Below are 23,134 nucleotides of genomic sequence, written 5' to 3' on the forward strand. Positions count from 1 at the left end.
TTCACAAACAGCTTTTTATTTCATATCTAAAACCCAACTTTCAAATGCTAGAAGTCAAAAAAGAAGGTATAGTATTAAAAAAAACTCATTTAGGATTTGAGAGTGAAGGTGTTTTAAATCCTGCAATCATCGAAGAAAATGGCTTAATATACCTTTTTTACCGCGCAGTAAGCAAAAAAAATTATTCTACAATTGGTTATTGTACATTCTCATCTCCCCTCACCTTGCATGAGCGTAGTGATACTCCTATTCTTTACCCACAGTTTGATTACGAGTCACAGGGCATTGAAGACCCTCGCATTGTTAAGATTGATGAGTTATATTATCTCACCTACACTGCCTATGACGGTGTCAATGCCCTAGGTGCGTTAGCAATTTCAAATGATCTACAACATTTTGAAAAAAAAGGTATCATCACGCCTCAAATTATGTATGAAGAATTTGAACATCTGACAGAATCTAGAGGTGAAATAAATGAAAAATACTCACGTTACAATATTCATGAGCACATGCTAGAAAAGAACGGCAAAAAAGTTCTTCTTTGGGACAAAAATGTTGTTTTTTTTCCAAGGCGTATCAATGGGAAGTTGTTTTTTTTACATCGTATTAAGCCCGATATTCAGATTGCCGAATTTTACGAACTTTCAGAACTGACCCCTGAGTTTTGGCAAAATTATTTTCTAAGATTTAATACCCAAATTGTATTATCTCCTCGCTTTGAGCACGAAGTAAGCTACATCGGGAGCGGGTGTCCTCCTTTAGAAACCGAACTCGGTTGGCTACTAATATACCACAGCGTTCATGATACTATAAATGGTTATGTATACACAGCTTGCGCGGCTCTGCTAGATTTACAAAACCCCTACAAAGAAATAGCTCGCCTTCCTTATCCACTATTCAAGCCCGAATATGACTGGGAAATAACCGGAGAAGTAAACAACGTATGCTTTCCTACCGGTGCTTTAGTGAGAGGAGATACACTGTATATATACTATGGAGCCGCCGATGAGCAAATCGCCTGTGCTTCACTCAGCATCGCAGCATTGTTAGAAGAATTTCTACTTAACTCCACAAAAAATGATTAAAAAATCCGTTCAGAGCCCCGCCAAAAATTTGCCTTCCGATAGAAGAACGTCGGTTTTTATGGCCAATGAATACGCTCTTACCGATGTTTCTTTGCCTGAAATTTTATTTATAACATCCTACCCACCTCGTGAATGTGGCATTGCAACCTATTCTCAAGATTTAATAAAAGCTTTAAACAACAAATTTAATCACTCATTTAAAATAAACATTTGCGCTATCGAACCTGAAAATGAACAGATTAGATACCCTAGCGAAGTGAAGTTTATTTTACACAGCGACCCTACTCGTTCGCTTACAGGATTGGCAACGACTATCAATCTCAATCCTAATATTAAAGTAGTATTAGTCCAGCACGAATTTGGTTTTTTTCAGAAAAGAGAAAAGAAGTTTCAAGAATTTTTAGAGACTCTAAACAAGCCTGTCATCGTTTCTTTCCATACGGTATTGCCCAAACCCAGTGAATTGTTGCAAAAGCAGGTTCAGCAAATCGCGTCGGTTGCGGAATCTATTGTAGTAATGACCCACAACTCCTCTAAGCTCCTCATAGAAGATTATAGCGTACCAGAAAATAAAATCACCGTCATCGCCCACGGCACCCACTTAGTGGCGCATTCTGACACACAACTTCTAAAAGAAAAATACCAAGTGGCTGGGAGGAAAATATTGTCAACTTTTGGGCTACTCAGTTCTGGGAAAAGTATCGAAACTACCTTACGTGCTTTGCCAGAGATTGTAAAAGTGAATCCAGATGTTTTGTTTTTAATCATTGGGAAAACACACCCCTCAGTAGTGAAGCAAGAAGGCGAAAAATACCACGAAATGTTGGCCTCAATGGTGGTAGAATTGAAACTCCAAGCGCACGTAAAATTCATCAACTATTTTTTACCCCTCCCAGATTTACTGGAATACTTGCAGCTGACTGATGTCTACTTATTTACTTCCAAAGATCCAAACCAAGCGGTGAGCGGTACGTTTTCTTACGCAATTAGCTGCGGATGCCCCATTGTATCCACGCCCATTCCCCACGCCCGCGAAGTAATCCATTCGGACGCTGGAATTATTTTTGATTTTGAAAACTCCGAGCAGTTAGCGAGAGCCGTCGTGAGTTTGTTAGGCAATGAAGAATTGCGTAAGAATATAAGCTCGCATGGCCTACACAAAATGGCATCTACTGCTTGGGAAAACGTGGCGATTGCACATGCAATATTGTTTGAATTCATTGCGAAGGATCAGATTTCGTTACATTACAAAAAGCCTAACGTAAATGTAGATTACATTAAAAAGCTAACAACTGATTTTGGGATGATTCAATTTTCCAAGATCAATCAACCAGACATAGATTCGGGCTATACCTTAGATGACAATGCCCGCGCTATGGTAGCTATGTGTCAGCATTTTGAACATACGCTTGATTCAGAAGATACCAAATACATCAATATCTATCTCAATTTTATCCAACACTGCCTACAAACTGAAGGTGATTTTCTCAATTATGTTGACGAAAATTATGCTTTTACAGCACAAAACCACCTCACAAATTTGGCAGATTCGAATGGAAGAGCGATTTGGGCTTTGGGCTATTTGATTTCAATGAGTGCTTTGCTACCACCTGCACTTGCCGCAAAAGCCACCTCAATTATGGACAGGGCTCTCGTCAATATTCACGAGATTCATTCTCCGCGAGCGATGTCTTTCATCATCAAAGGAATCTATTATCGTAATTTAAAAGCAGCTTCACCCTACAATCAGGCGTTGATTATCCAACTCACCAACCGATTGGTTCAGATGTATAAACACGAATCAAACCCCGAATGGCAATGGTTTGAGAGCTATCTTACCTACGCCAATAGCACCTTACCAGAAGCAATGCTTTGTGCTTGGCTAGCCACGGGCAACAAAGCCTACAAAGAAATCGCCAAATCATCTTTTGATTTTTTACTTTCCAAAATATTCAGAGAAAAAGGTATCAATGTAATATCTAATAAATCTTGGTTTCAAAAAGGCGATATACTGCCTATTGTTCCCATTGGAGGTGAGCAGCCCATAGATGTCGCTTACACCATTCTAGCATTGGGTAAGTTTTATGAAGTTTTTGGAGAGGTAGATTATTTGGTTAAGATGCGTTCTTCCTTCAACTGGTTTTTGGGTGAAAACCACCTCCATCAGATTATTTATAACCCTTGCACAGGTGGATGCTACGACGGGCTAGAGGAAAATTATGTTAATCTCAATCAAGGAGCAGAGTCGACTGTGAGTTACTTAATGGCCCGATTGACGGTCGAGAAATACATTCACAACAGCCTTCAAAAAAGAACTTTAGTATTACCAAATGCGGGCCAAGTTTCTCACAAAGTTGCTAGTTAAGAAAATTTATTTGTACAATATGTGAAAAACATAACACTTTATAACTTAAGAATGCTTACCTATGTATATTGTTCAAGCATTCATCATCATTGTATGTCCCAATTTTAACATTTTGCTATAAAGCTTTCAAATACTGATGGTTTTGCAGTTTTTTTCTTTGATGTACTATATAACTAACACACACACATGACACTTGCCATAATGATTTCGACTGTTTTTGCCATTGGATTACTTATCATGGTATTCGACATATTTCCTACTCGTCCTATGCAATCTTTACAACTAGAATATATCAAAATTGACTAGCCCTAAAACAGGGGATACAATCCCAGTAAATAGATAACAACCTTTCTAAGCAGCACTACTGATAGCTTGACAGGTCTGTGTGTTTTACTGGTTTTGTTTTAGGCTTGTTAATGAAGTCGTTACCAGCTTAATTTTGTCGCAAAAATGGAAAAACCCGTAATACGGCAAGTATTACGGGTTTTGTGACGAAGAAGAGACTCGAACTCTTACAGGCTAACGCCCACTACCCCCTCAAAGTAGCGTGTCTACCAATTCCACCACTTCGCCGTTGTCCCTGTTTGGGGATGCAAAAGTAGTAGACTGAAATCATATTCGCAAGCTTTTAAGCTAAAGAAATTAATTTTTCTACCGCTTGCTTGATATTTTCTCGCACCTCTATAATACTAGCCTCCATCATATAACAGGGTGCAGTGACGATTTTGAGGTTTTCGTCGGTCACTATCTCCCTCACTGAAGCCATTTCTGCTACTTGCCCTACCGCTTCTATCCCTGCCGAAATCGCTGCTATATCATAAGGAGAGTCTTCGGAAGTAGTGCCTACAGTCAGTTTTGCATGAAACTCAGTTCCTTCCAATGCCTTGGCTATCGTCGTAGGACTCATGCACAAACCCGCTATGGGCTTACCTGATTTTATTAAATCAATAATGAGAGCTTTGACTGAAGCCAAAATCTCTCCTTTTGGTCCTTCAAAGGCCCATTTAGTGATGTTTTTGGCCGTTCCAAAACCTCCAGGCATTACCAGCCCATCTAGCTCTTCCACTTTTATATCCACAATATCTTTGATATTTCCTCTGGCAATACGTGCCGACTCTACCAACACATTTCGAGTTTCGGGCATAGCTTCTCCTGTCATATGATTGAGGACATGATACTGCGCGACATTGGGTGCAAAACACACCGCCTCTGCTCCAGCTTCGGCAATCGCCAAGAGTGTAAATACTGATTCGTGGATTTCGGAACCGTCAAAAACGCCATTTCCGTGTAATAAAACACCTATTTTTTTCATATTTACCAATGATGATTCTTTGATTCTCTCCCAAAGATAGGATAAGAATTGAAATTTTGTAACTTACAAAATCAACATCTTTGTCATTGATTAGAATATCAGTCAGTCACTATCTTTGACCCATGAAAAACGCTCCTCTAATTCCTATCACTCTCCGAATTCCTAGCAATTGGGGGGTCATTTTTACCGTTACACTCATAGGCGTACTTCTAGTTTCGTGGCTGATTTTAGACCAAGGCCAGTTTTATGAGTTTTCAGCTCTTGGAAGAAATGACGCCAAATATTTCCTCAAAACAATCTTAATTTACTTTTTCTTGTTTGAATTCATTTCTATACTGCTTTTTATGTGGGTAGCTCGGTATTATGCTAAACTGCTAAAAATCAAACATATCCCTAATACTATCAAAGGCATATTGCTGTATGAACTAACTTTTCTACCTTGTATTTTAGGTTCTATTGTCCTCTTTGCTCCCATTACCAATGGGTTACGATACTTAGTAGTAGCTTATCCCGATTATGATTGGAACACTTATTTCCCACATTATTTTCTCCAATCTAAAATGTACATTAGTTATTTATTGCCCTCTTTGGTTTTAGAATATACTTATCTGAATACTAATTTATTTCTGAGTTATACAGAACTGGAAGCAAAGCCTTCCTTACCGCCACTCCCAACCACCGAAGAAGACACCCTTATCTATGCCAACACCATCGAAGCTTGGTACAATCAACGCCATACAATACTGCCCGTATTGGATGTGATTTACTTTGAAGTACAACATAAAACTTATTTTGCTTACACCAAAGGACGGACTTTCCATATCCGAAAAAAACTAGCTGAACTCGAAGCAGAACTCAACCCCCAGCATTTCTTTAGAATCAATCGCTCCATTATTCTTAATCTTCACTTTCTAAAAAGCTTTACTTATTGGGAAAATGACAAATACAAAGTACGTCTTAAAGATGACAAGGCTGAGTTTATAATGCAGCGGACTCGAGTGAAAGTGTTAAAAAAAATACTTGCTCAGAAAGACGAAACGTCGCCTCATGAGGCCTCCTCAAATAGCCCAAAATGATTTGTGAAGTGTATTACGTATAGAGTTCTAAAAAGTTCATGTAACTTCGCAATGTTTATTTTATAGTATTCAAAGACACCCAATCCATGAAGTACATTCACCTAACCTTGGCACTATTCTGTACAACCGTCATAGTTGCCCAAACCAAACCTGAGCCTCTAGCCCGCCCCAAGCTGGTCGTTGGCGTAGTAGTAGACCAAATGAGATACGATTATTGGTATCGTTATTACAACAAATATTCGGAAGGAGGCTTTAAACGAATGCTCCGCGAAGGCTTCAATTGCCGCAATCACCATTATCACTATGCCCTCACCGTAACAGCCGCAGGACATGCGTCTGTATATACGGGTTCAGCACCTGCTATTCACGGGATTGTGGGTAACGATTGGTATGACCGAAAACTCGGCAAAGGCATGTATTGTGTGGCGGATAGTACCGTGCAGTCGGTAGGTACAGCCAACTCCGCTGGCAAAATGTCTCCTAAAAACCTGCTTACTAGCACTATCACTGACCAGCTTCGTATTGCCAACAACTACCAAGGCAAGACCATCGGAGTAGCCATCAAAGATAGAGGGGCGATATTGCCCGCAGGCCATACTGCCAATGGGGCATTTTGGTTTGATAGTAAAACGGGCAACTGGATAACCAGTACTTTTTATATGAACGATCTACCTCAGTGGGTCAAAGACTACAACGCCCGCAAGCGTCCGTCTGAATTGATGAAACAAAATTGGCATACGCTTTTACCAATTGAGCAATACAGCGAAAGTACTGCCGACGACCAACCTTACGAAGCTAAAATCGCCGGAGCCAAGAAGTCCACCTTTCCTTATGATTTGGCAGGTATTGCAGGAGATGCTTTTGGTATCTTGGCTAGTACGCCTCACGGCAACACCCTCACCAAGGAGATTGCCCTTGAAGCTCTCAAACACGAAAATCTAGGCAAAGGTCCCGCTACCGACTTTCTGGCTATTAGCTTCTCTACGCCCGACTACGTAGGGCACGCCTTTGGCCCTAACTCCGTAGAAGAAGAAGATATTTATCTACGCCTCGACCGTGACTTTGCGGAGATTTTTGCGGCACTCGACAAGCAAGTGGGCAAAGGTAATTATCTGTTTTTCATTTCTGCCGACCACGCTGTTATGGATGTAGCCGAACTTTGGAAACAAAATCGCCTTCCTGCTGGTAGACTCAACATTGGCAAAATCAATACTGCCATCAAAGAGACACTGATTGCTAAGTTTGGGGAAGGCGACTATATCACAGCCTCAGAAAACTATCAGCTCTATCTTAACCACAAAACCTTGGCTGACAAAAAAATAGAGGTCGAAGACGTCTATAAAGTAGTACGTAAGATAGGTATTGATTTTGACGGAATTGCAGATGTCCTCAACCTACACGATTTGGGCAAAGCAAATATCAACGACTATTTGCTCACTTTATATAAAAACGGCAACCACGCCAAGCGTAGCGGAGACATTCAGTTTGTAATTGAACCCGGCTGGGTATCAGGCAGCAGCACCGCTACCCACGGAGCACCTTACAATTATGATACTCACATTCCGTTGTTGTTTATGGGATGGGGAATTAAGCCAGGCGAAACCTTCAAACGCACCGCTGTAGCAGATACTGCACCTACTGTGGCGGCCTTGCTCAAAATCTTGGAACCAAGTGGTAACATCGGCATTGTGATTGAAGATGTAATGAAAAAATAAAAGTTTCTGATTATCAATAAGATTATTTTCCTATCGAGTTTAGCACTGAATTTAGTTGAAGGATATTGTGTTAAAAATTTGATAACAAAATTTTTTGTTTTATCTTTCGATATAGACACTTACCCCATATATTCAGGATATGCACCCAGAATTCGAGGAAAGACAACCAGACTGGCGGGATTCAGTACAACGTTTTGAGGTAATGCTCAAAAACCAAGAACGTCAATTTTTTGATTTAGATACTTATGAACACATCGTCGAACATTATATAGGCGAAGGCAATTGGGAACGTGCTCTACAAGCCTGCGATTTCGGGCTGGAGCACTTTCCTTATTCTCTCGAACTCATGCTCGACAAAGCCCACTTATTAGCCCAAAATCAGCGCTTCGACGAATCGCTCGAAATCCTTGATAGAGCCGCATTGTTTAATCCTCACGATTTGGATGTACTTTTTATGCAAGGCGGGGTCTATAGTATGATGGGTGAATATGATCAATCGGTAGAAGTATACGAGCAAATGCTCCTTTATATTGAAGAAGAAGAAAAAGATGATATCTTGTTTCAGATGGGGCAAGCTTATCAAAATGGAGGTAAATACGAAGAGGCTATAGAGCAGTACAAAAAAGCCCTTCAGTATAATTTAGATAATGAAAACGCCCTCTACGAACTAGCATTTTGCCTCGAAATCACTGGTCAATTAGAATCTAGCATTGATTTTTACAATGAACTCATTGACCGTGACCCTTATTCGCACAATGCTTGGTATAATTTAGGGATTGTGTACAGCAAACTAGGTCAATACCAAGATGCGCTCCAAGCTTACGACTACGCTACTGTCATCAAGGAAGATTTTGCGTCGGCCTATTTCAACATGGCCAATGCCTACATGAATCTCGAAAGATACAAAGAAGCCAATGAGAAGTATCTGCTTACCTTGCGCAACGAAACTCCCACGTCAGACCTTTACTGTCATTTAGCGGGTAGTTATGAAAAGTTGAAAGACTTTGGGAAGGCTCTTGAATATTATCGAGAAGCGCTCAAACTCGACAATCAATGGGACGAAGCTTGGTATGGAGTGGCTGTTTGTCTAGCAGTAGAAGAAAAATGGATTGAATCCCTCAATTGCGTTCGAAAAGCCATTAAACTCAACGAACATGTCGCTGATTATTGGCTTACTTTGGGAGAGTTGGAATACAAAATTGGCAACGTATTCTCAGCCATTGAAGCATTTGAGAAAGCTGCCGAATTGGATCCTGAATACGAAGATATTTGGCTTAAATGGTCGCTGACCATGTTTGACCAAGGTCAATTTGATAAAGCTTACGAAGTCATCCAAGACGGGCTTAATGAATTGCCCGACAATGCTACTCTGTATTATCGCGCTGCAGCTTATTTGTTTCACGGAGGTGACTACAAAGAAGCTTTACTAAATCTCGAAATTGCGCTTACTCTTGACTATAGCGCACATGAGCAGCTGTATGTTTTTTTTCCTGAGCTCGAAAAACAAAAAGCCCTTTTTAAACTCATCGAACAATATAGAAAATAGGGTTAAAGCGGAGGAAACTCCTCCGCTTTAACCCTATTTTATTACTTCAATTCAAGTACCCACGCTGTCATTGCTGGTATTTTTAAGCTTTTTATATCAACAATAGATGCTTGCGTCAAGATATTTTTTGCTGTTTTAAATCCTTTTGTTCGTTTCGAAAACCGCTCGGTATCTACCACTGCTTCATCTGTATTGGTGTTCATCACTACCATAATCGTCTTAGAAATATCATAACGAAAATAAACATAGACTCCGTTTTGGGGCAGATATTGCATAAATTCGCCACTGTGCAGCGAAGGCGTATTTTTTCGATAATTGGCCAAGGTTTTTACTAATTCAAAGGCTTCATTTTCACGAGAAGTACGGCCTGCGGTGGTAAACTTACTTTCTTGATCGCCTTTCCAACCACCCACAAAATCACGCCTCACTTCGGCATCAGTGGGATTTTTCATGTTTTTCATCAACACCTCCGTCCCATAATAAAACTGAGGAATGCCGCGTGTGGTGAGTAGCCATGTAACGCCTAGTTTGTACTTATTAAAATCTTCCCCAATCACCGAAAAAAAGCGATCGGTATCATGGTTTTCCAAAAAAGTGACCATCTTGTAAGGGTCAGCATACAAAAAATCTTGTGCCAAAGCTTGATACACTCGATTGATCCCCCCGTCCCAACTAAATTGTTCTTTCAAGCCTTCATTGATTGCGGCAAAACTTGGGAAGTCACAAGTTCCGGGTAAGTTACACTGAAAAGGGAACTTAACATTGCTCTTTACGAAATAAGATAAAATCGCGGGATTAGTGACCCATGTTTCTCCAAAAATAATAAGATTGGGATATTCCTCTAGTAACGCCTGATTGCAGCGATTCATAAAAGGCATATCATTGTATTTGTAAGTATCGATGCGCCAGCCATCAAGTCCAAACTCCTCTGTACACCAAATGGCATGTTGAATAAGGTAGTTAGCAAAAAGAGGATTGCGCTGATTTACATCTGGCAAAAAAGGCATAAACCACCCGTCGGTCAAGTATTTTCGATCGGTCTCCGTCCCCGCTGGATCTAAAAGAGGCAGCTCTTTGTGGCTTGTGTTGGTATAAGTCGGCCACTTATTAAACCAATCTTGTGTAGGCGGGTCTTGAAACATCCAATGGTCTTCCGAAACATGGTTATACACTGCGTCCTGAATGAGTTTCATCCCTCTTTGGTGAAGCGCCACCGACAGTTTCTTATAACCTTCATTTCCTCCCAAACGGCGTTCAATCTGATAATGATTACTAAAATGATAGCCGTGATAAGCAGCTTGCATATTGCCGTGTAGTTCTTTTTTGAGAGTGGTATTGTTTTCGATGACAGGTGTATTCCAAAGAGCCGTTACACCCAATTCTTGCAAATAATCCAGATGATCAACAATTCCCTGAAAATCGCCTCCATGCCTTAAAAACGGCACATTCTTATCTGCTTGTGGGTCAAGCATTCCGTCAATTTTATCGTTGGATTCGTCACCATTGGCAAAGCGATCAGGCATAAGCAGATACACAAAATCAGAAGAATTGATTGGCAGAGGCTTATGCCGCTTGGGAGATAGAGTAAAAGACTGTGTATTTTTGGCATTCCCATTACTAAAAACCAGCTGCATCTTGCCCGCTTTGGCGGTTTTTGCAATTTCCAAATCCACAAAAAGATAATTAGGATTAGAAGTCGTTTGGGTTTTCTTGATTTTTACTCCTGGATAATTGAGAGAGACCTTTGCTTTACTGATATTCTGACCATAAACCAGCAATTGGAGGTTAGGGTTTTTCATACCTACCCACCAATTGGTAGGATGTAAGTATTGAATTTGGGGATTTTGGGCAATCACATAGCAACTCAAGCAAGCTCCCAAAAAGCTCAGTAGTAATTTCTTCAATATGTTCATCATAGGAAAAGTTTAATAATTCCCAAAAATAAACAAAATCTTTCTAGTACAGTCCTATTTCTATCAACCAATTGGCTACGCCAATGGATATACCATAGTCGAAAACTGTTGACGGTACTCGGTTGGGTTCTGTTGGGTAATTTTGCGAAACATGCGGTTGAAATGAGAAAGATTATTGAAACCACAATCATAGGCAATCTGTGCGATGCTCACGTTTTCCAACAACCTGACTTTCGCATGATTGATGCGGTATTCATTCACAAACTCAGTAAAAGTTTGATTTGTCATTTTCTTGAAATAGCGACAAAAAGCTGGTAAACTTAAATTTATCTCTTCTGCCACCTGATTGGGGTCTATATCGGTCTGGAAATACTGCTCAACAAAACTATAGATTTGGCGGAGTCGCTCAGTCTCTTTGGGGGGCACATCGGGCTGCTGTCCTTCAGCGTGGAGCAATTCGACATCATCAGCGAAGGCCATTTCTTGCAACAACCAAAGTAGTGACATCATACGTTCAAAGTTGCCCTGATACACCATGTTTTTGATTTTCTCTCCTACCAATCGCTTCGTGACTCTCCCAAACGCTAGCCCTCGTTTTGATTTTTCGAAAAGCTGAGAAATGGCCTCTAACTCTACGTTTTTCAGAAATTCTTTCCCCAAAAAATCACCCCTCATCTGAATTACATACTCCTCAAAATCGCCCGTTTGTCCATATGCAAAATTTAGATGAGGGATATTAGGGCCAATAAATACCAACTCTCCTTCTTCATAACGCGACAAATGCTGCCCGACTTGGCGACGACCATTTCCATGCGGAATATATACTATTTCATATTCAGGATGGTGATGCCAATATACCCGGCAGCTTTCTACTTCTGTAGCATGATACAACCGAAAAGAACTCCCTTGACTGGGCTGGATTTTTTCAAATTCTAAACGAGCCATTTTACATATTTTAACACATATTTACGAATAAAAATCAATACAGTGTCAGAAATGGCAAACAAAATCGTAGAAAAGCATCCTTCCTAACTACTAATTTTGTAACCATAAATAACCCGTACCAAGTACTTGGCAGATTTCTCACAATATTTTGATATGTCTGGTTTTGCAGTAATTTTTGACATGGACGGCGTCATTGCCGATACCAACCCCACCCACAACATCGCTTGGCGTAAATTTCTCGAAAAGTATCAAATAGAACCCACTGAGCAAGAACTACATGACCACATGTATGGGAAGCACAACAGTTATATTCTATCGTATTTTCTCAAAAAAAGCCTAAGCTTTGAAGAAATTGCCCGTTTACAATTTGAAAAAGAAGCACTTTTCAGAGAATTGTACACTTCTATTGCCCAGCCTTTACCAGGATTGTTGACGTTTTTGGAAGAACTCAAAAAAAATGGTGTAAAAACGGGAATTGCCACCTCTGCTCCCGTCGAAAATCTCGACATGATGCTTGAGCAAGTTCCCTATCTGAAAGAGGTTATGGAATCGTTGTTGTCAGAACAAGACGTTAGCAAGCACAAGCCCGACCCAGAAGTATACCTCAAAAGCGCCCAAAATCTAGGCATCGCTCCGGCACAGTGTGTTGTATTTGAAGATTCGGTTTCGGGCGTAAAAGCAGGTTTGGCGGCTGGAATGAAAGTAGTCGGTGTCACTACCACCCATAGCTCACAAGAATTGCCTCCTTGCAGTGCTTATGTGTCAGACTATCTCTCGCTTGATTTTGCATTTATTCAAAATCTAATGACTTCATAAGCCCTATGTATATCGAACACATCGCTATATGGTGCCAAGATTTGGAACGTATGCGGGCTTTCTATGAGCAATATTTTGGGGCAACATCCAACTCAAAATATACCAATGCTCAAAAAAATTTTGAGTCTTACTTTTTATCGTTCCAAAAAGGTGCACGTCTCGAACTGATGCAAATGCCAACTATCCCCCCTCATCAAAACAACGTACATTCCCAGTTTTTGGGTTTGATACATATGGCCATTTCGGTGGGAGACGAAACCCAAGTCAATCTGCTTACGGAACAACTACGAAACGACGGCTACGAAATAGTGGGAGAACCTCGCCATACCGGCGATGGCTATTATGAAAGTGTGGTATTAGATCCTGAACAAAACCGAATCGAAATCACAGCATGACAACACACCTCAAAACCTATTTTACCCACAGCCGAAGCCTTGCCATAGGTGCAGTGTTTGCTTCGGTGGGTTTTTTGTTTGGGAATTGGGTCACTTGGATTCCATATGTTAAGGAAAAATACAATTTGGACGATGCACAGCTGGGCTTACTTTTATTAAGTCTGCCCTTTGCTTCTACCCTCAGCAATCCCCTTTCGACTTTAGTTATCAATCGTTTTGGGATTCGTAATACTACGATAGTGGGGTTGATGGGGATGGCAATCGTTTTTTCACTTCCTGTCAATGTCCCCTATTTGTGGATGACCTCAGTTGCCCTTGGCCTCATGGGAATAGGTATTGCTTTTACCAATGTAGCCATGAATACCTGCGTTACTACGATTGAACGACAAGACGGCATCCACATCATGTCGACCTCTCACGGCATGTTTAGTGCAGGTGGAATGGTGGGTTCTGCTTTAGCAAGTATCCTGATGGGGTTTAAGATACCGCCTACATTACACATTGCCGCCATATCAATATTTGTATTGACGTTGGCAATGCTTGTGCGCCCCATTATCATGGGTATACATGAAGAAAAAATGCAATCAGACGGAGGAGCTAAGTTTGCGTGGCCAAATAAAGTTCTTATGGGGATGATTGCCATTTCGCTTTGTACCAACATTACCGAAGGAACCATGGCCGATTGGACCGCCGTCTATATGCGTGATGTAGTCAAATCAAATGATTTTTTTATGGGTTGGGGCTTTGCCAGTTATGCGTTTTTCATGGCTTCTGGTCGTTTTGTTGGGGATGCTCTCATTCCTCAATACGGCAGCCGAAAAATTTTGGTAGGAGGCGGATTATTAGCTTCATTTGGAATTTTCATAGCCGTTTTTCTGCCTTACCCTACTACAGCTATTATCGGTTTTGGTTTGGTGGGAGCGGGTGTGTCCTGCGGCGCCCCCATCCTTTATGGTAGCGCGGCCCGCGTTCCTGGCATGGCCAAAGGTGCAGGCTTAGCCACCATGAACACCTTCAGTTTGGCGGGTTTTCTGGCTGGTCCAGCCTTGATAGGGGTACTTTCTCACGAAGTCAATCTTTCTTTTGCCATAGGTACTGTAGCGGTTTTAGCGCTGATTTGGGCTTTATTATCCAATCGAGCCCGTCTTTATTAAAATTCTAAAGCGATAGGGTTTGATAAACCTAATCGCTTTAGCTAATTTTGTAAAGTCATCCTTCCCCTAACCCCTTGTTAAATTCTTATCGACATCGTTTTTCGCTTCCAATTTGGCGTATTCTACACGACGCTCTACCGATTTCTCTTTCTGAACAGGTTTTAATAGTAGAGTTACGAAACAAAACGCAAGTGGAGTGGTGCGCCCTTCAGCTCGAAAATCAACAAATTTTGTGGCAAAAGACACCCCCTTCTACTCATTGGTGGACGAGTACCGTAGGAGTGCATGCTGGTGTGATACTTTTACATAACTACGCCGGTAGCGAGCAGCCCTCTCCGCAGCAAATCGTGGCATTGGACGCTTCGACGGGTGATTTATTGTGGACTTTGGATGGGTGCAAATTTGAAGCAACAAACGGTCATCTTATTCGTACCTCCAAACTCTCTCCTACTTTAGAAACCACCTATGAAAGTTGGGATTTAAGAGATGGTACTCTTTTTTCAGAGGTATTATTTGACATACCAAGTATAGCACCTTTTTGGAAAACACCTATCAACTACGGTGAAGATAGTTCATACTATGGTTTTGTTAAACAATTTATCCAAAAAACTACCAATCATATCCCCCAAAAAACGATAAATTATGGGGAAAACTCTGGACATGTATTATTTTTTTACTATTTTTACCCCCCTAACGCTGATACTTTATCCCGCTCTATCTTGGTTGTGAATTCAAAGAAGACAATACTGTTGCACGATGCGATTCGTTCGGACGTGGGAAGTATCGCCTTCGATAATTGTATTTATAATGACCACCATATTGTTTATTTAGAAAATTTAGACGAACTAGTCGTATTAAAATTACCAAGACCATGATGAAGCGAGCTGCATTTCTGATAGTTGTTGTAGGATTATGGGGGGGAAAAACTGCTCACGCCCTATCTTTTTCTCCTTTCTCTTCCGACTCCACTGGCACCGAAACCAAAAATGGGCAAACTTACGTTTTACATAAAGTAGAACCTGGGCAGACGCTCTATGCCGTGATGCGTAAATATAAAACCTCGATTCAAGCTCTCAAGGCTGCCAATCCAGGAATGAAAGATAATTTGATAGTAGGCCAAATCGTACGTGTACCTTCTCAAGGCCGAGCCACAAATGCGCCTCCGCAAAAGGTAGCCGCCAAAGAACCCGACCCTTCGGCAGAAAAGGATAAGTTGGTATTGGATTATGAAATCAAACCAAAATCCGAGACGCCAGCAAAAACAGAAGGCGAAAAGAGCGAGACTTTTAAGATAGAAAATACCAAAGTAGAAGAGACTCCCAAAGTAACAGAGGTGCCTGCTGCTACCAAAGAAAAGGAGCCTGAGACTACCAGCACAGCATCTACCGATACCAAACCTGTTGCTCCCGCCGCTCCAAAATCAGGGCTTCACCGCGTGGAAGGGGGGCAATCTCTTTACGGGATTGCGGTCAAACATGGGGTTTTGATGGCCGATATCCGTCGCTGGAATGGACTCACCTCAGATCAGCTACGTTCGGGACAAGAGTTGATTGTTTCAGACCAAGCTTATCAAGAGTATCTCAAAAAAAATAAGCTAGACTCTGTAAAACTGGCCGATGCCCGAAAAGCCAATACCGAAAAGCCAGCTACTCCTGTACCCGTACCTGTGCGAGGAGAAGACCCTACAAATTCGAACTTACCCGAACCAAAAATCGCTAATACTGGTAAGCGAATCCTCGAAACAGGCGTAGCGGAGGTATTAGAAGGATTGGAAAACAGCAATAAATATTTGGCTTTGCACCGTACCGCCCCTGTTGGGTCACTGATTCAGGTCAAAAACATGAACAACAGCCAAAGTGTATGGGTAAAAGTAATCGGAAAACTACCTGATATCAGTGCCAATAATCGCATCATTATCAAGCTTTCGGCCCGCGCTCAAGAAAAACTTTCGCCGGGGGGTAAACAGTTTATTGCCGAACTCAGCTACTTGTCTCAATAAAGAGCCTCATTCATGCTAAGCTAGTATGCCGTTTGACTTCTTAAAAGTTATCTTTTTTTGCAAAACTTTTAGCAACAATCTTCGTGCTTCTTCGAGGCACAAACACCCTTTTGAAAGTAGCTTTTCCCTCTGAAATCCGTTATGCTATGCTAAGACTTATGTCTTAGTTTGTTAAACTTAAGGAAAGAGTTTCAACAAATTTTCAACGGCTTTATCAGAAATACTAAACAAGGTATGAGGAAATATACCCAGCAAAAAGGTAAGAATTGCCAAGGGAATCAACATCAGTTTTTCTTGTAAATTTAGGTCGGTAAGCTGGGCCAAATCAGCTTTGTTTTTGGCCCACAGTTTGCCCAAAAACATTCGTTGTAAAGTCCACAAAAAGTAAGCAGCGGCTAAAATTATCCCTAAAGTTCCTAAGGCAGCTACCCAAGTAGGCAACCATTGTGATTGAAATCCTCCCATCAAACTAAATAATTCTCCCACAAATCCCGAAAATCCGGGCATTCCTAATGAAGCAAAAAAGGCAATACCTGTTATGATTGTATAAAAGGGCATAGGCCCTATCAATCCACGGTAACTATCAATGAGGCGATTGTGCGTGCGATCGTAAAGTACTCCTACCAACAAAAACAACATGGCAGAAAGCACCCCGTGACTCACCATCTGATAAATAGCCCCGTTGATACCTTCGGCAGTAAGGGAGGCGATTCCTAACACCACAAACCCCATGTGTGATACCGAAGAATAAGCAATCATCTTTTTGAGATCATTTTGGGCGAGTGCATTGAAACCACCATAAATGATTGAAATAACTCCCAGCAGTGCCAATACAAAAACATATTCTTGGGCTGCATCTGGAAAAATGGGGTACGCGATGCGGAGCAGACCATACCCGCCGATTTTCAACAAAACTCCCGCCAATACTACCGATACAGGTGTAGGCGCTTCTACGTGTGCGTCGGGAAGCCATGTATGCAAAGGCACAATCGGAAGCTTGATAGCAAATCCAATAAACAAAAGCCAAAATGCAATGGCCCTAGCGGGTATCCCAAAAATTAGCACTCCACCATCGGGCGAAAGTATACTATTGGAAAGGTAATTTTTGAAATCAGCCATGTAGCGCAAATCAAAGGTATGCACGTAAGTCTGCGTGAGTTGAGAATCTACAGGGTCAACTACCGATATATAGAGCCCAATCATCACTATTAGTATCAGAATAGACCCCACCAATGTATACAAGAAAAACTTGATAGAAGCGTACTCTCGGCGTGGCCCTCCCCAGAGTCCTATCAGGAAATACATGGGCAGCAGCATGAATTCAAAAAACAAGAAAAACAAAAAGAAATCTAAAGCCACAAAACAGCCTGTGATACTAGTAGTAAGCAGCAAATACAGCGAGAAGTAAGCCTTTTCTTTTTTCTTAATCCCCCACGACGACACCACTCCTATCACCATCACTACCGATGTCAGTAGCAACAGCGGTAGATTGATTCCATCTATTCCTAAGACATAATCAATAGATACGGTCCCAATGCGCCCCAATGAAAAAGTAATCCAATCTAATTTCTCGACCATTTGGAAGCCTGGGGCATTGGCCGAAAAAAAATACCAAATCACTCCTGAAACGGGGATTTGGCAAGCGCAGAAAAAAAGAGCTATCCACTTAAATGCAGCTTTGCGAGATTCGGGAAGCAAGGCAATAAGTAATGTACCAACTAGCGGGTGAAACGTTAAGAAAGAAAGTATATAAGGAACCATATTTGAATTTTTCTATGATAGCATCAATCGTATTTGTTTTTTGTTTTTTCGTTGTCTACTTCAGTAGGCAATCTTAATTTCAGAAGCTTACAATTTACCTCCCCAAAAACCACTGATTTTTACAGTACAAAAAAGATAATAATCAATACACCCACAAGCATCGCAATCAAGTAAGATTGTGTTTTACCATTTTGTATACCACGAGTACGATTGCCCACAAAACCCGCTGTCCAGGCCATTCCATTCACCACTCCATCTACCACCATCCGATCAAAACGCCCTACGATGTGCGCCAAAATCACCGTCACGTAACCAACCCAGTCTACGATTTTATCAAAAATTTTTTGATCTAGCCAAAAACACCATTGCGCTATTTTTTGTAAAGGTGCAATCAAAAAAAGGTGTTGATCTGAATCATGTGAATGTTCTCTGAGCCATTTTAATTTTTGAAAAAATGATTTTATCCAATTTCGTATATCTTCCATTCCTAAAGATAAAGAAGGGATTAATCCTACCTTTGATGGAGACAAAGTATCAAAATAGCTCATTGAAAGCCCCAACATAGCCACCAAAACCGACAGTACAGCTATTACCAAATGTGAACCTTCTGAGGGCTTCGTTTTAAATAACTCAAAAAACCACGCATCGGCTGCATCCAAAGGATTGAAGGAAAACCAAATAAATACCGATAAACTAGCCAAAATCACCAAAGGGACTTTCATTAATATATCAGCCTCTTGGGTTTGTGATATAGCATGTTTATCACCTCTAAATTCACCCAAAAACACCATTTTCCATTGTTTCATGGTATAAAATGCCGTTAGACCTGCGGAAAATAGCCCCAGCATCGGAACCAAAAACGCTCCTCTCCCTTGCTGACTTCCCCAATGAAACGCTTCTATCAAAATCGCATCTTTTGACAAAAACCCCGAAAATAACGGTAACCCCGCCAAAGCAGCAGCGCATAGAGTGTATGCCCTAAATGTGGTAGGCATATACTTATACAAACCACCCATTTGCCGCATATCCTGAGGGTCAATCCCGGAAGCATGATTCTCGTCATGAGGCGTCAAAAAATGAATAACAGCTCCTGCACACAAAAACAATCCCGCTTTGAAAAAAGCATGCGTCAAAAGATGAAACATTGCTGCTTCTTTGGCTCCTACGCCCATACCCATTACCATCAGCCCCAACTGCGATACCGTCGAATATGCCAACATTTTCTTTATATCGGTTTGGGAAATAGCCCGATACGCGCCCATTACCATCGTGATAGTACCAATAATCGTAATCACATAAAGAGCATCTGGGGTAAGTAAAAAATGAATTCGCCCTAAAAGAAATATACCCGCTGCCACCATTGTAGCTGCGTGTATTAAGGCCGAAACAGGCGTAGGCCCTTCCATAGCATCGGGCAGCCATGCCGACAATGGAAACTGTGCAGACTTGCCCATTACTCCACAAAACAAAAACAACCCAATCGCGGTCATCAGGCCTTCGTTGATGTGAGGCAATTGACCAGTACTTAAACCCACAAAATCAGTAGAATTGGCTTCAAAAAAAAGCAGTAAAATCCCAATCAAAAAACCAGCATCTCCGATTCTATTGAGCAAAAAAGCTTTTTTTGCCGCCCATACAGCGCGTGGCTTTTGATACCAAAATCCAATAAGAAGATAGGACGACAACCCCACTAATTCCCAGAAAATATACATCAAAAGCAAATTGCCTGCTACCACAATCCCTAACATCGAAAAAACAAACAACTGCAAATAGGCAAAATACCTCCACAAATGAGGCTCATGATGAAGATAACTAATCGAGAACACTTGGACAAGCAATGCAATAAAATGCACAACAAGCAGCATAATGAGGGTTTGGTTATCCAGCAAAATAGAGAGGTTTATGGATTTTTGCCGAAGTACAAGCCATTCCCATTCAAAAGCTTCTGATTGGTGAAGCGAATGCGTAAAAACAAAAATAGACACACATAATCCTATCAGAGTGAAAATGGCGCCTATCCAACCAGCCAATTTATTTGCTTTATTGGCGAAAGAAAACAAACCAATAAAACCCATTAAAGGCAATAAAAGAATAAAAAATAGATATGAAGACATCAGGGGGTGTAAACCTTTTCGGCAAATATCAGGCAAATCGGGTGTTTTTACAAAAAAGAAGTAAAACCTTTTACTCTAGCGCCATTTTGATTCCTTCAATAATCAAATCAGGGTCACTCCAAGGCACAAAATGATTCATGTTGTTTTTCCAGATGGTTGTCACTTTGACATGTGGGAGCTGTTGCTTTACAAACTGGGCATTTTCGGGAGCTACCAATACATCTTTTCCTCCTTGTACTACGACTACAGGACATTTTACTTTATTCCAATATGGCAACATCTTCTCAAGTTCTTTTTTCAGAGGTAATAATTCGTCATTGCTACTTCTAAAAAATGAAGGAATGGCCCAACGTAAAGGTGTATATTTAAGAGGATAACGATACCAATTGGCTGGCTCCAATGTAGGTGATACTGAGCCTGCTACAATGACTAGCGCTCTGATATATTCTGGATAGTCAATGGCTGCCTGCACAATCACTGGCCCTCCATACGAATGCCCCACTAGCACTACCGACTGCTTTTGCTGCTTCAAAATAGGCAACAAAGCTGCTGCTTGGTTTTTGAGTTCATCCTCCGCTCCTTCCTCCTTCGAATCGCCAAAGCCAGGCCTATCTACCGACATCAATCGGTAATGAGCTAACAAAAAGGTATCTTTCAAAAAACTTTTGAAATTGTCCCAAGAGCCTGGCGACCCGTGGACAAAAAGTACTGGCTGCTTTGAAGACGCCCCCGCCGATACATAATGCAGCTGCCGTCCGAGTGCTTCGTAGTAGTGCCGACTAGGAGGATAAGGGCTCTGAGCAAAATACTTTTTCATCTCAGCATCGCTCATTCGCGAACTAAAACACGCCGAAACCATTACCAAAAAAATGTATAACACACCTACAACTAATACTAGTTTTTTCCGTTTCATTGCCAAATCCTACTGATGAATAACTTATTTCTTCTATTTTTTATTTAAAATTGAAGAAAAGTAGCAAAAACCTCGTAGATATTTCGATGGTTTGTAAAGGAAAACACATATTATCTTTTTTTTGCGCCATGTTGGTAGTTGGGGTATGTGTTTGCTTTAGCCAAAAAACTCCCATTGATAGCGTATTTAAAGTCAACATTGGAGCTCCCACCGCCAAAGACACGGCCTTTGGAAAAAAAGCAAAAAAAGTGGTTCCTAAGACCCTTTATAACTTTCTTTTCAGAGATATCTACAACAGTACGAAGCAAGGTGACCAAATCAGCGAAATAGAACAAAATCCACACAAAGTATATGAAGGGCGCTGGATTAGGAAAGTTTTTGTCCACAGCTCGGATGTTTTTGGATATAGCGTTTATGACACGCTTCGTACCCCTACAAATTGGCTCGACAAAGTAGGTAACCAATTTCATAGAAGCACCAGAGAAAGAGTAATCCAACGAAATTTTTTATTTTTTGAAGAAGGGGATGAAATAGATCCCGAAAAAATAAAAGACAATGAACGCTACCTGCGCCAACAAGGCATCTTCCACGATGCAAGGATTGTAATCGTACCCTACCCAAACGCTAAAGATGCCGTAGATGTACATGTCTACACGCAAGATGTGTGGTCGCTCTTGCCCGACGGCTCTGCTTCGGGTTTAGACAATTTTACCGTTGGCTTCGATCAGCGAAACTTTCAAGGACTAGGACATACTTTCAAAAACACCATTGCTTACAATGGCAAAGACCCCCGTCAACGGTTTGAGTATGCAAGTCGATACTTTATTCCTTCTTTTGGTAAAACATTTATTTCGGGACAAGGTATTCTAAACATTCAGCGTGACCAAAAACAATTAGGAATCAAGGTCTTCCGGCCATTTTTAACTCCTCAAATGAAATATGCTGGCTCTTTTGAAGTAAGTTATAACAATCTCCGGTTGTTCGAATTCGTTACCGACCCTACCACAGGCCGCTCTGTTCGCAATTACTTTTGGTCTCAGTACTCTTTGTTTGACGCATGGATTGGTCGCTCCTTCCGCATTTTTTTTGGGGACAACAAACTTCGCGAAAGAGCCCGATTTGTAGTTGCGTTACGTCATACAAGGCAAACATTCTACGGACGCGACCGAACAGTCACCGACTCTACTAACCAACTTTTTCAGAATACTCGACCTACATTGTTTAGTTTAGGTTATTCTAATCGAAGTTACAAACGTGATTTATTGATTTATGGATTTGGGCGCACCGAAGACGTACCTGTGGGTGACTTAATCGCTTTTATCTATGGAAATGACCCTGCCGAATTAGGCAAACGCAAGTACCTTGGCTTAAAATTTTCTAGGGCTCGGTACATCCACAACGCTGGGTATCTGTATAGCTTAGTCAATGTAGGCAGTTATTTCAAAGATATTCGAACAGAACAGGGGATATTTAGTACCGAAAACAACTACTTCACACCTTTACATCCATTAGGGAGGAGATGGTATGCACGGCATTTTCTGAACGTAAAGTTTGGGGTAGGATTCAATCGTTTTCAGAATGAATACTTCAATATTAGCGGCAATGAGGGTATTCAAGGGATTTATAGCGACGAAATGCGTGGCACTCGAAAACTAGTACTTGGGGTAGAGACGGTGTTTTTTAGTCCTATCAATTTTTTAGGTTTCCGAATGGCCCCTTTTCTCTTTTCTAATATAGGTTGGACTTCCTTCTCTAAGCAACCGTTCTTTCATCAGCGACCTTTTCAAGGATATGGAATTGGATTTAGATTTAGAAACGAAAACCTCACTTTTGATACATTCCAAATACGTCTAAGTCTATACTCTGGAATCCCTCAGATAACCAATCCTCTAAGGGTAGGTTTTGACGGAATTCCCCCCCTACGCTTCCGAGATTTCGACATCTCTGCCCCTGAGATTGTTCCTTTTAGATAATTTTTTATTAAATGTATTGACATATAATGTAAATACATATTATATTTGCACC

Annotated in this window: 17 protein-coding genes and 1 tRNA gene; 11 read left to right on the forward strand and 7 right to left on the reverse strand. The window is 41.1% G+C overall.

The genetic code is table 11. The features are described 5' to 3' along the window. The first annotated feature begins 44 nt into the window (after positions 1 to 44). Positions 45 to 1,085 carry a hypothetical protein gene (locus P1X15_RS28080; protein ID WP_277341453.1) on the forward strand — a complete coding sequence of 347 codons (1,041 nt, stop codon included), beginning with the start codon at positions 45 to 47 and terminating at the stop codon, positions 1,083 to 1,085. Beyond that, on the forward strand, positions 1,078 to 3,450 hold the full coding sequence (locus P1X15_RS28085; RefSeq protein ID WP_277341454.1) for a glycosyltransferase: 2,373 nt from the start codon (positions 1,078 to 1,080) through the stop codon (positions 3,448 to 3,450). Before P1X15_RS28080 ends, P1X15_RS28085 begins: the two co-directional genes overlap by 8 nt. Before the next feature lie 489 nt (positions 3,451 to 3,939). Here P1X15_RS28085 and P1X15_RS28090 read toward each other — a convergent pair. Beyond that, positions 3,940 to 4,023, reverse strand: a tRNA-Leu gene (locus tag P1X15_RS28090). A 55-nt stretch (positions 4,024 to 4,078) separates the two neighbouring features. Continuing rightward, positions 4,079 to 4,762 carry an isoprenoid biosynthesis glyoxalase ElbB gene (gene elbB, locus P1X15_RS28095; RefSeq protein WP_277341455.1) on the reverse strand — a complete coding sequence of 228 codons (684 nt, stop codon included), beginning with the start codon at positions 4,760 to 4,762 and terminating at the stop codon, positions 4,079 to 4,081. A gap of 122 nt (positions 4,763 to 4,884) precedes the next feature. On the opposite strand from elbB, the gene P1X15_RS28100 reads away from it, so the two are divergent. The 3 genes from P1X15_RS28100 (at position 4,885) to P1X15_RS28110 (ending at position 9,099) form a co-directional block, all read left to right on the forward strand. Continuing rightward, entirely contained in the window at positions 4,885 to 5,838 is a 954-nt protein-coding gene (locus tag P1X15_RS28100) for a LytTR family DNA-binding domain-containing protein (RefSeq protein WP_277341456.1), read from the forward strand. Positions 5,839 to 5,924: 86 nt separating this feature from the next. Beyond that, positions 5,925 to 7,553, forward strand: coding sequence for an alkaline phosphatase PafA (gene pafA / locus P1X15_RS28105; protein ID WP_277341457.1), 1,629 nt, complete (start codon positions 5,925 to 5,927; stop codon positions 7,551 to 7,553). 139 nt (positions 7,554 to 7,692) lie between these two features. Further along, a complete protein-coding gene (locus tag P1X15_RS28110) occupies positions 7,693 to 9,099 on the forward strand; it encodes a lipopolysaccharide assembly protein LapB (protein ID WP_277341458.1) in 1,407 nt (468 codons plus the stop codon). A gap of 41 nt (positions 9,100 to 9,140) precedes the next feature. Here P1X15_RS28110 and P1X15_RS28115 read toward each other — a convergent pair whose 3' ends face one another. Together P1X15_RS28115 and P1X15_RS28120 are read right to left on the reverse strand one after the other, a co-directional pair. After that, a complete protein-coding gene (locus P1X15_RS28115; RefSeq protein WP_310586050.1) occupies positions 9,141 to 11,015 on the reverse strand; it encodes a glycoside hydrolase family 13 protein in 1,875 nt (624 codons plus the stop codon). Between the two features lie 72 nt (positions 11,016 to 11,087). Further along, positions 11,088 to 11,957: an AraC family transcriptional regulator gene (locus P1X15_RS28120; protein ID WP_277341459.1), complete on the reverse strand. Its 870-nt coding sequence runs from the start codon at positions 11,955 to 11,957 to the stop codon at positions 11,088 to 11,090. Between the two features lie 153 nt (positions 11,958 to 12,110). Here P1X15_RS28120 and P1X15_RS28125 point away from each other — a divergent pair, with 153 nt between their 5' ends. From P1X15_RS28125 to P1X15_RS28145, 5 genes are all read left to right on the forward strand, one after another. Then, on the forward strand, positions 12,111 to 12,773 hold the full coding sequence (locus tag P1X15_RS28125) for an HAD family phosphatase (protein WP_277341460.1): 663 nt from the start codon (positions 12,111 to 12,113) through the stop codon (positions 12,771 to 12,773). A 5-nt stretch (positions 12,774 to 12,778) separates the two neighbouring features. Further along, positions 12,779 to 13,168, forward strand: a complete 390-nt coding sequence (locus P1X15_RS28130; protein ID WP_277341461.1) for a VOC family protein — start codon at positions 12,779 to 12,781, stop codon at positions 13,166 to 13,168. After that, the gene (locus tag P1X15_RS28135; protein ID WP_277341462.1) at positions 13,165 to 14,322 is read left to right on the forward strand and encodes an MFS transporter; all 1,158 of its coding nucleotides are present in this window, start codon (positions 13,165 to 13,167) and stop codon (positions 14,320 to 14,322) included. Before P1X15_RS28130 ends, P1X15_RS28135 begins: the two co-directional genes overlap by 4 nt. A gap of 74 nt (positions 14,323 to 14,396) precedes the next feature. After that, positions 14,397 to 15,197 (forward strand): DUF4905 domain-containing protein, encoded by an 801-nt coding sequence (locus tag P1X15_RS28140; protein ID WP_277341463.1) that lies wholly within the window; start codon positions 14,397 to 14,399, stop codon positions 15,195 to 15,197. Further along, entirely contained in the window at positions 15,194 to 16,321 is a 1,128-nt protein-coding gene (locus P1X15_RS28145; protein WP_277341464.1) for a LysM peptidoglycan-binding domain-containing protein, read from the forward strand. Before P1X15_RS28140 ends, P1X15_RS28145 begins: the two co-directional genes overlap by 4 nt. A 177-nt stretch (positions 16,322 to 16,498) precedes the next feature. Here the strand turns inward: P1X15_RS28145 and P1X15_RS28150 are convergent, their stop codons facing one another. The 3 genes from P1X15_RS28150 to P1X15_RS28160 all read right to left on the reverse strand — a co-directional run bounded on the left by P1X15_RS28150 (position 16,499) and on the right by P1X15_RS28160 (position 21,109). Continuing rightward, complete coding sequence (locus P1X15_RS28150) at positions 16,499 to 18,082, reverse strand: NuoM family protein (protein ID WP_277341465.1); 1,584 nt, start codon at positions 18,080 to 18,082, stop codon at positions 16,499 to 16,501. Between the two features lie 119 nt (positions 18,083 to 18,201). After that, the gene (gene nuoL / locus P1X15_RS28155) at positions 18,202 to 20,196 is read right to left on the reverse strand and encodes an NADH-quinone oxidoreductase subunit L (RefSeq protein WP_277341466.1); all 1,995 of its coding nucleotides are present in this window, start codon (positions 20,194 to 20,196) and stop codon (positions 18,202 to 18,204) included. Between the two features lie 70 nt (positions 20,197 to 20,266). Then, entirely contained in the window at positions 20,267 to 21,109 is an 843-nt protein-coding gene (locus P1X15_RS28160; protein WP_277341467.1) for an alpha/beta fold hydrolase, read from the reverse strand. A 50-nt stretch (positions 21,110 to 21,159) separates the two neighbouring features. Here P1X15_RS28160 and P1X15_RS28165 point away from each other — a divergent pair, with 50 nt between their 5' ends. Then, positions 21,160 to 23,082, forward strand: coding sequence for a hypothetical protein (locus P1X15_RS28165; protein WP_277341468.1), 1,923 nt, complete (start codon positions 21,160 to 21,162; stop codon positions 23,080 to 23,082). Positions 23,083 to 23,134 lie beyond the last annotated feature (52 nt).

Source organism: Runella sp. MFBS21 (genome assembly GCF_029433105.1).
Classification (GTDB): Bacteria; Bacteroidota; Bacteroidia; order Cytophagales; family Spirosomataceae; genus Runella.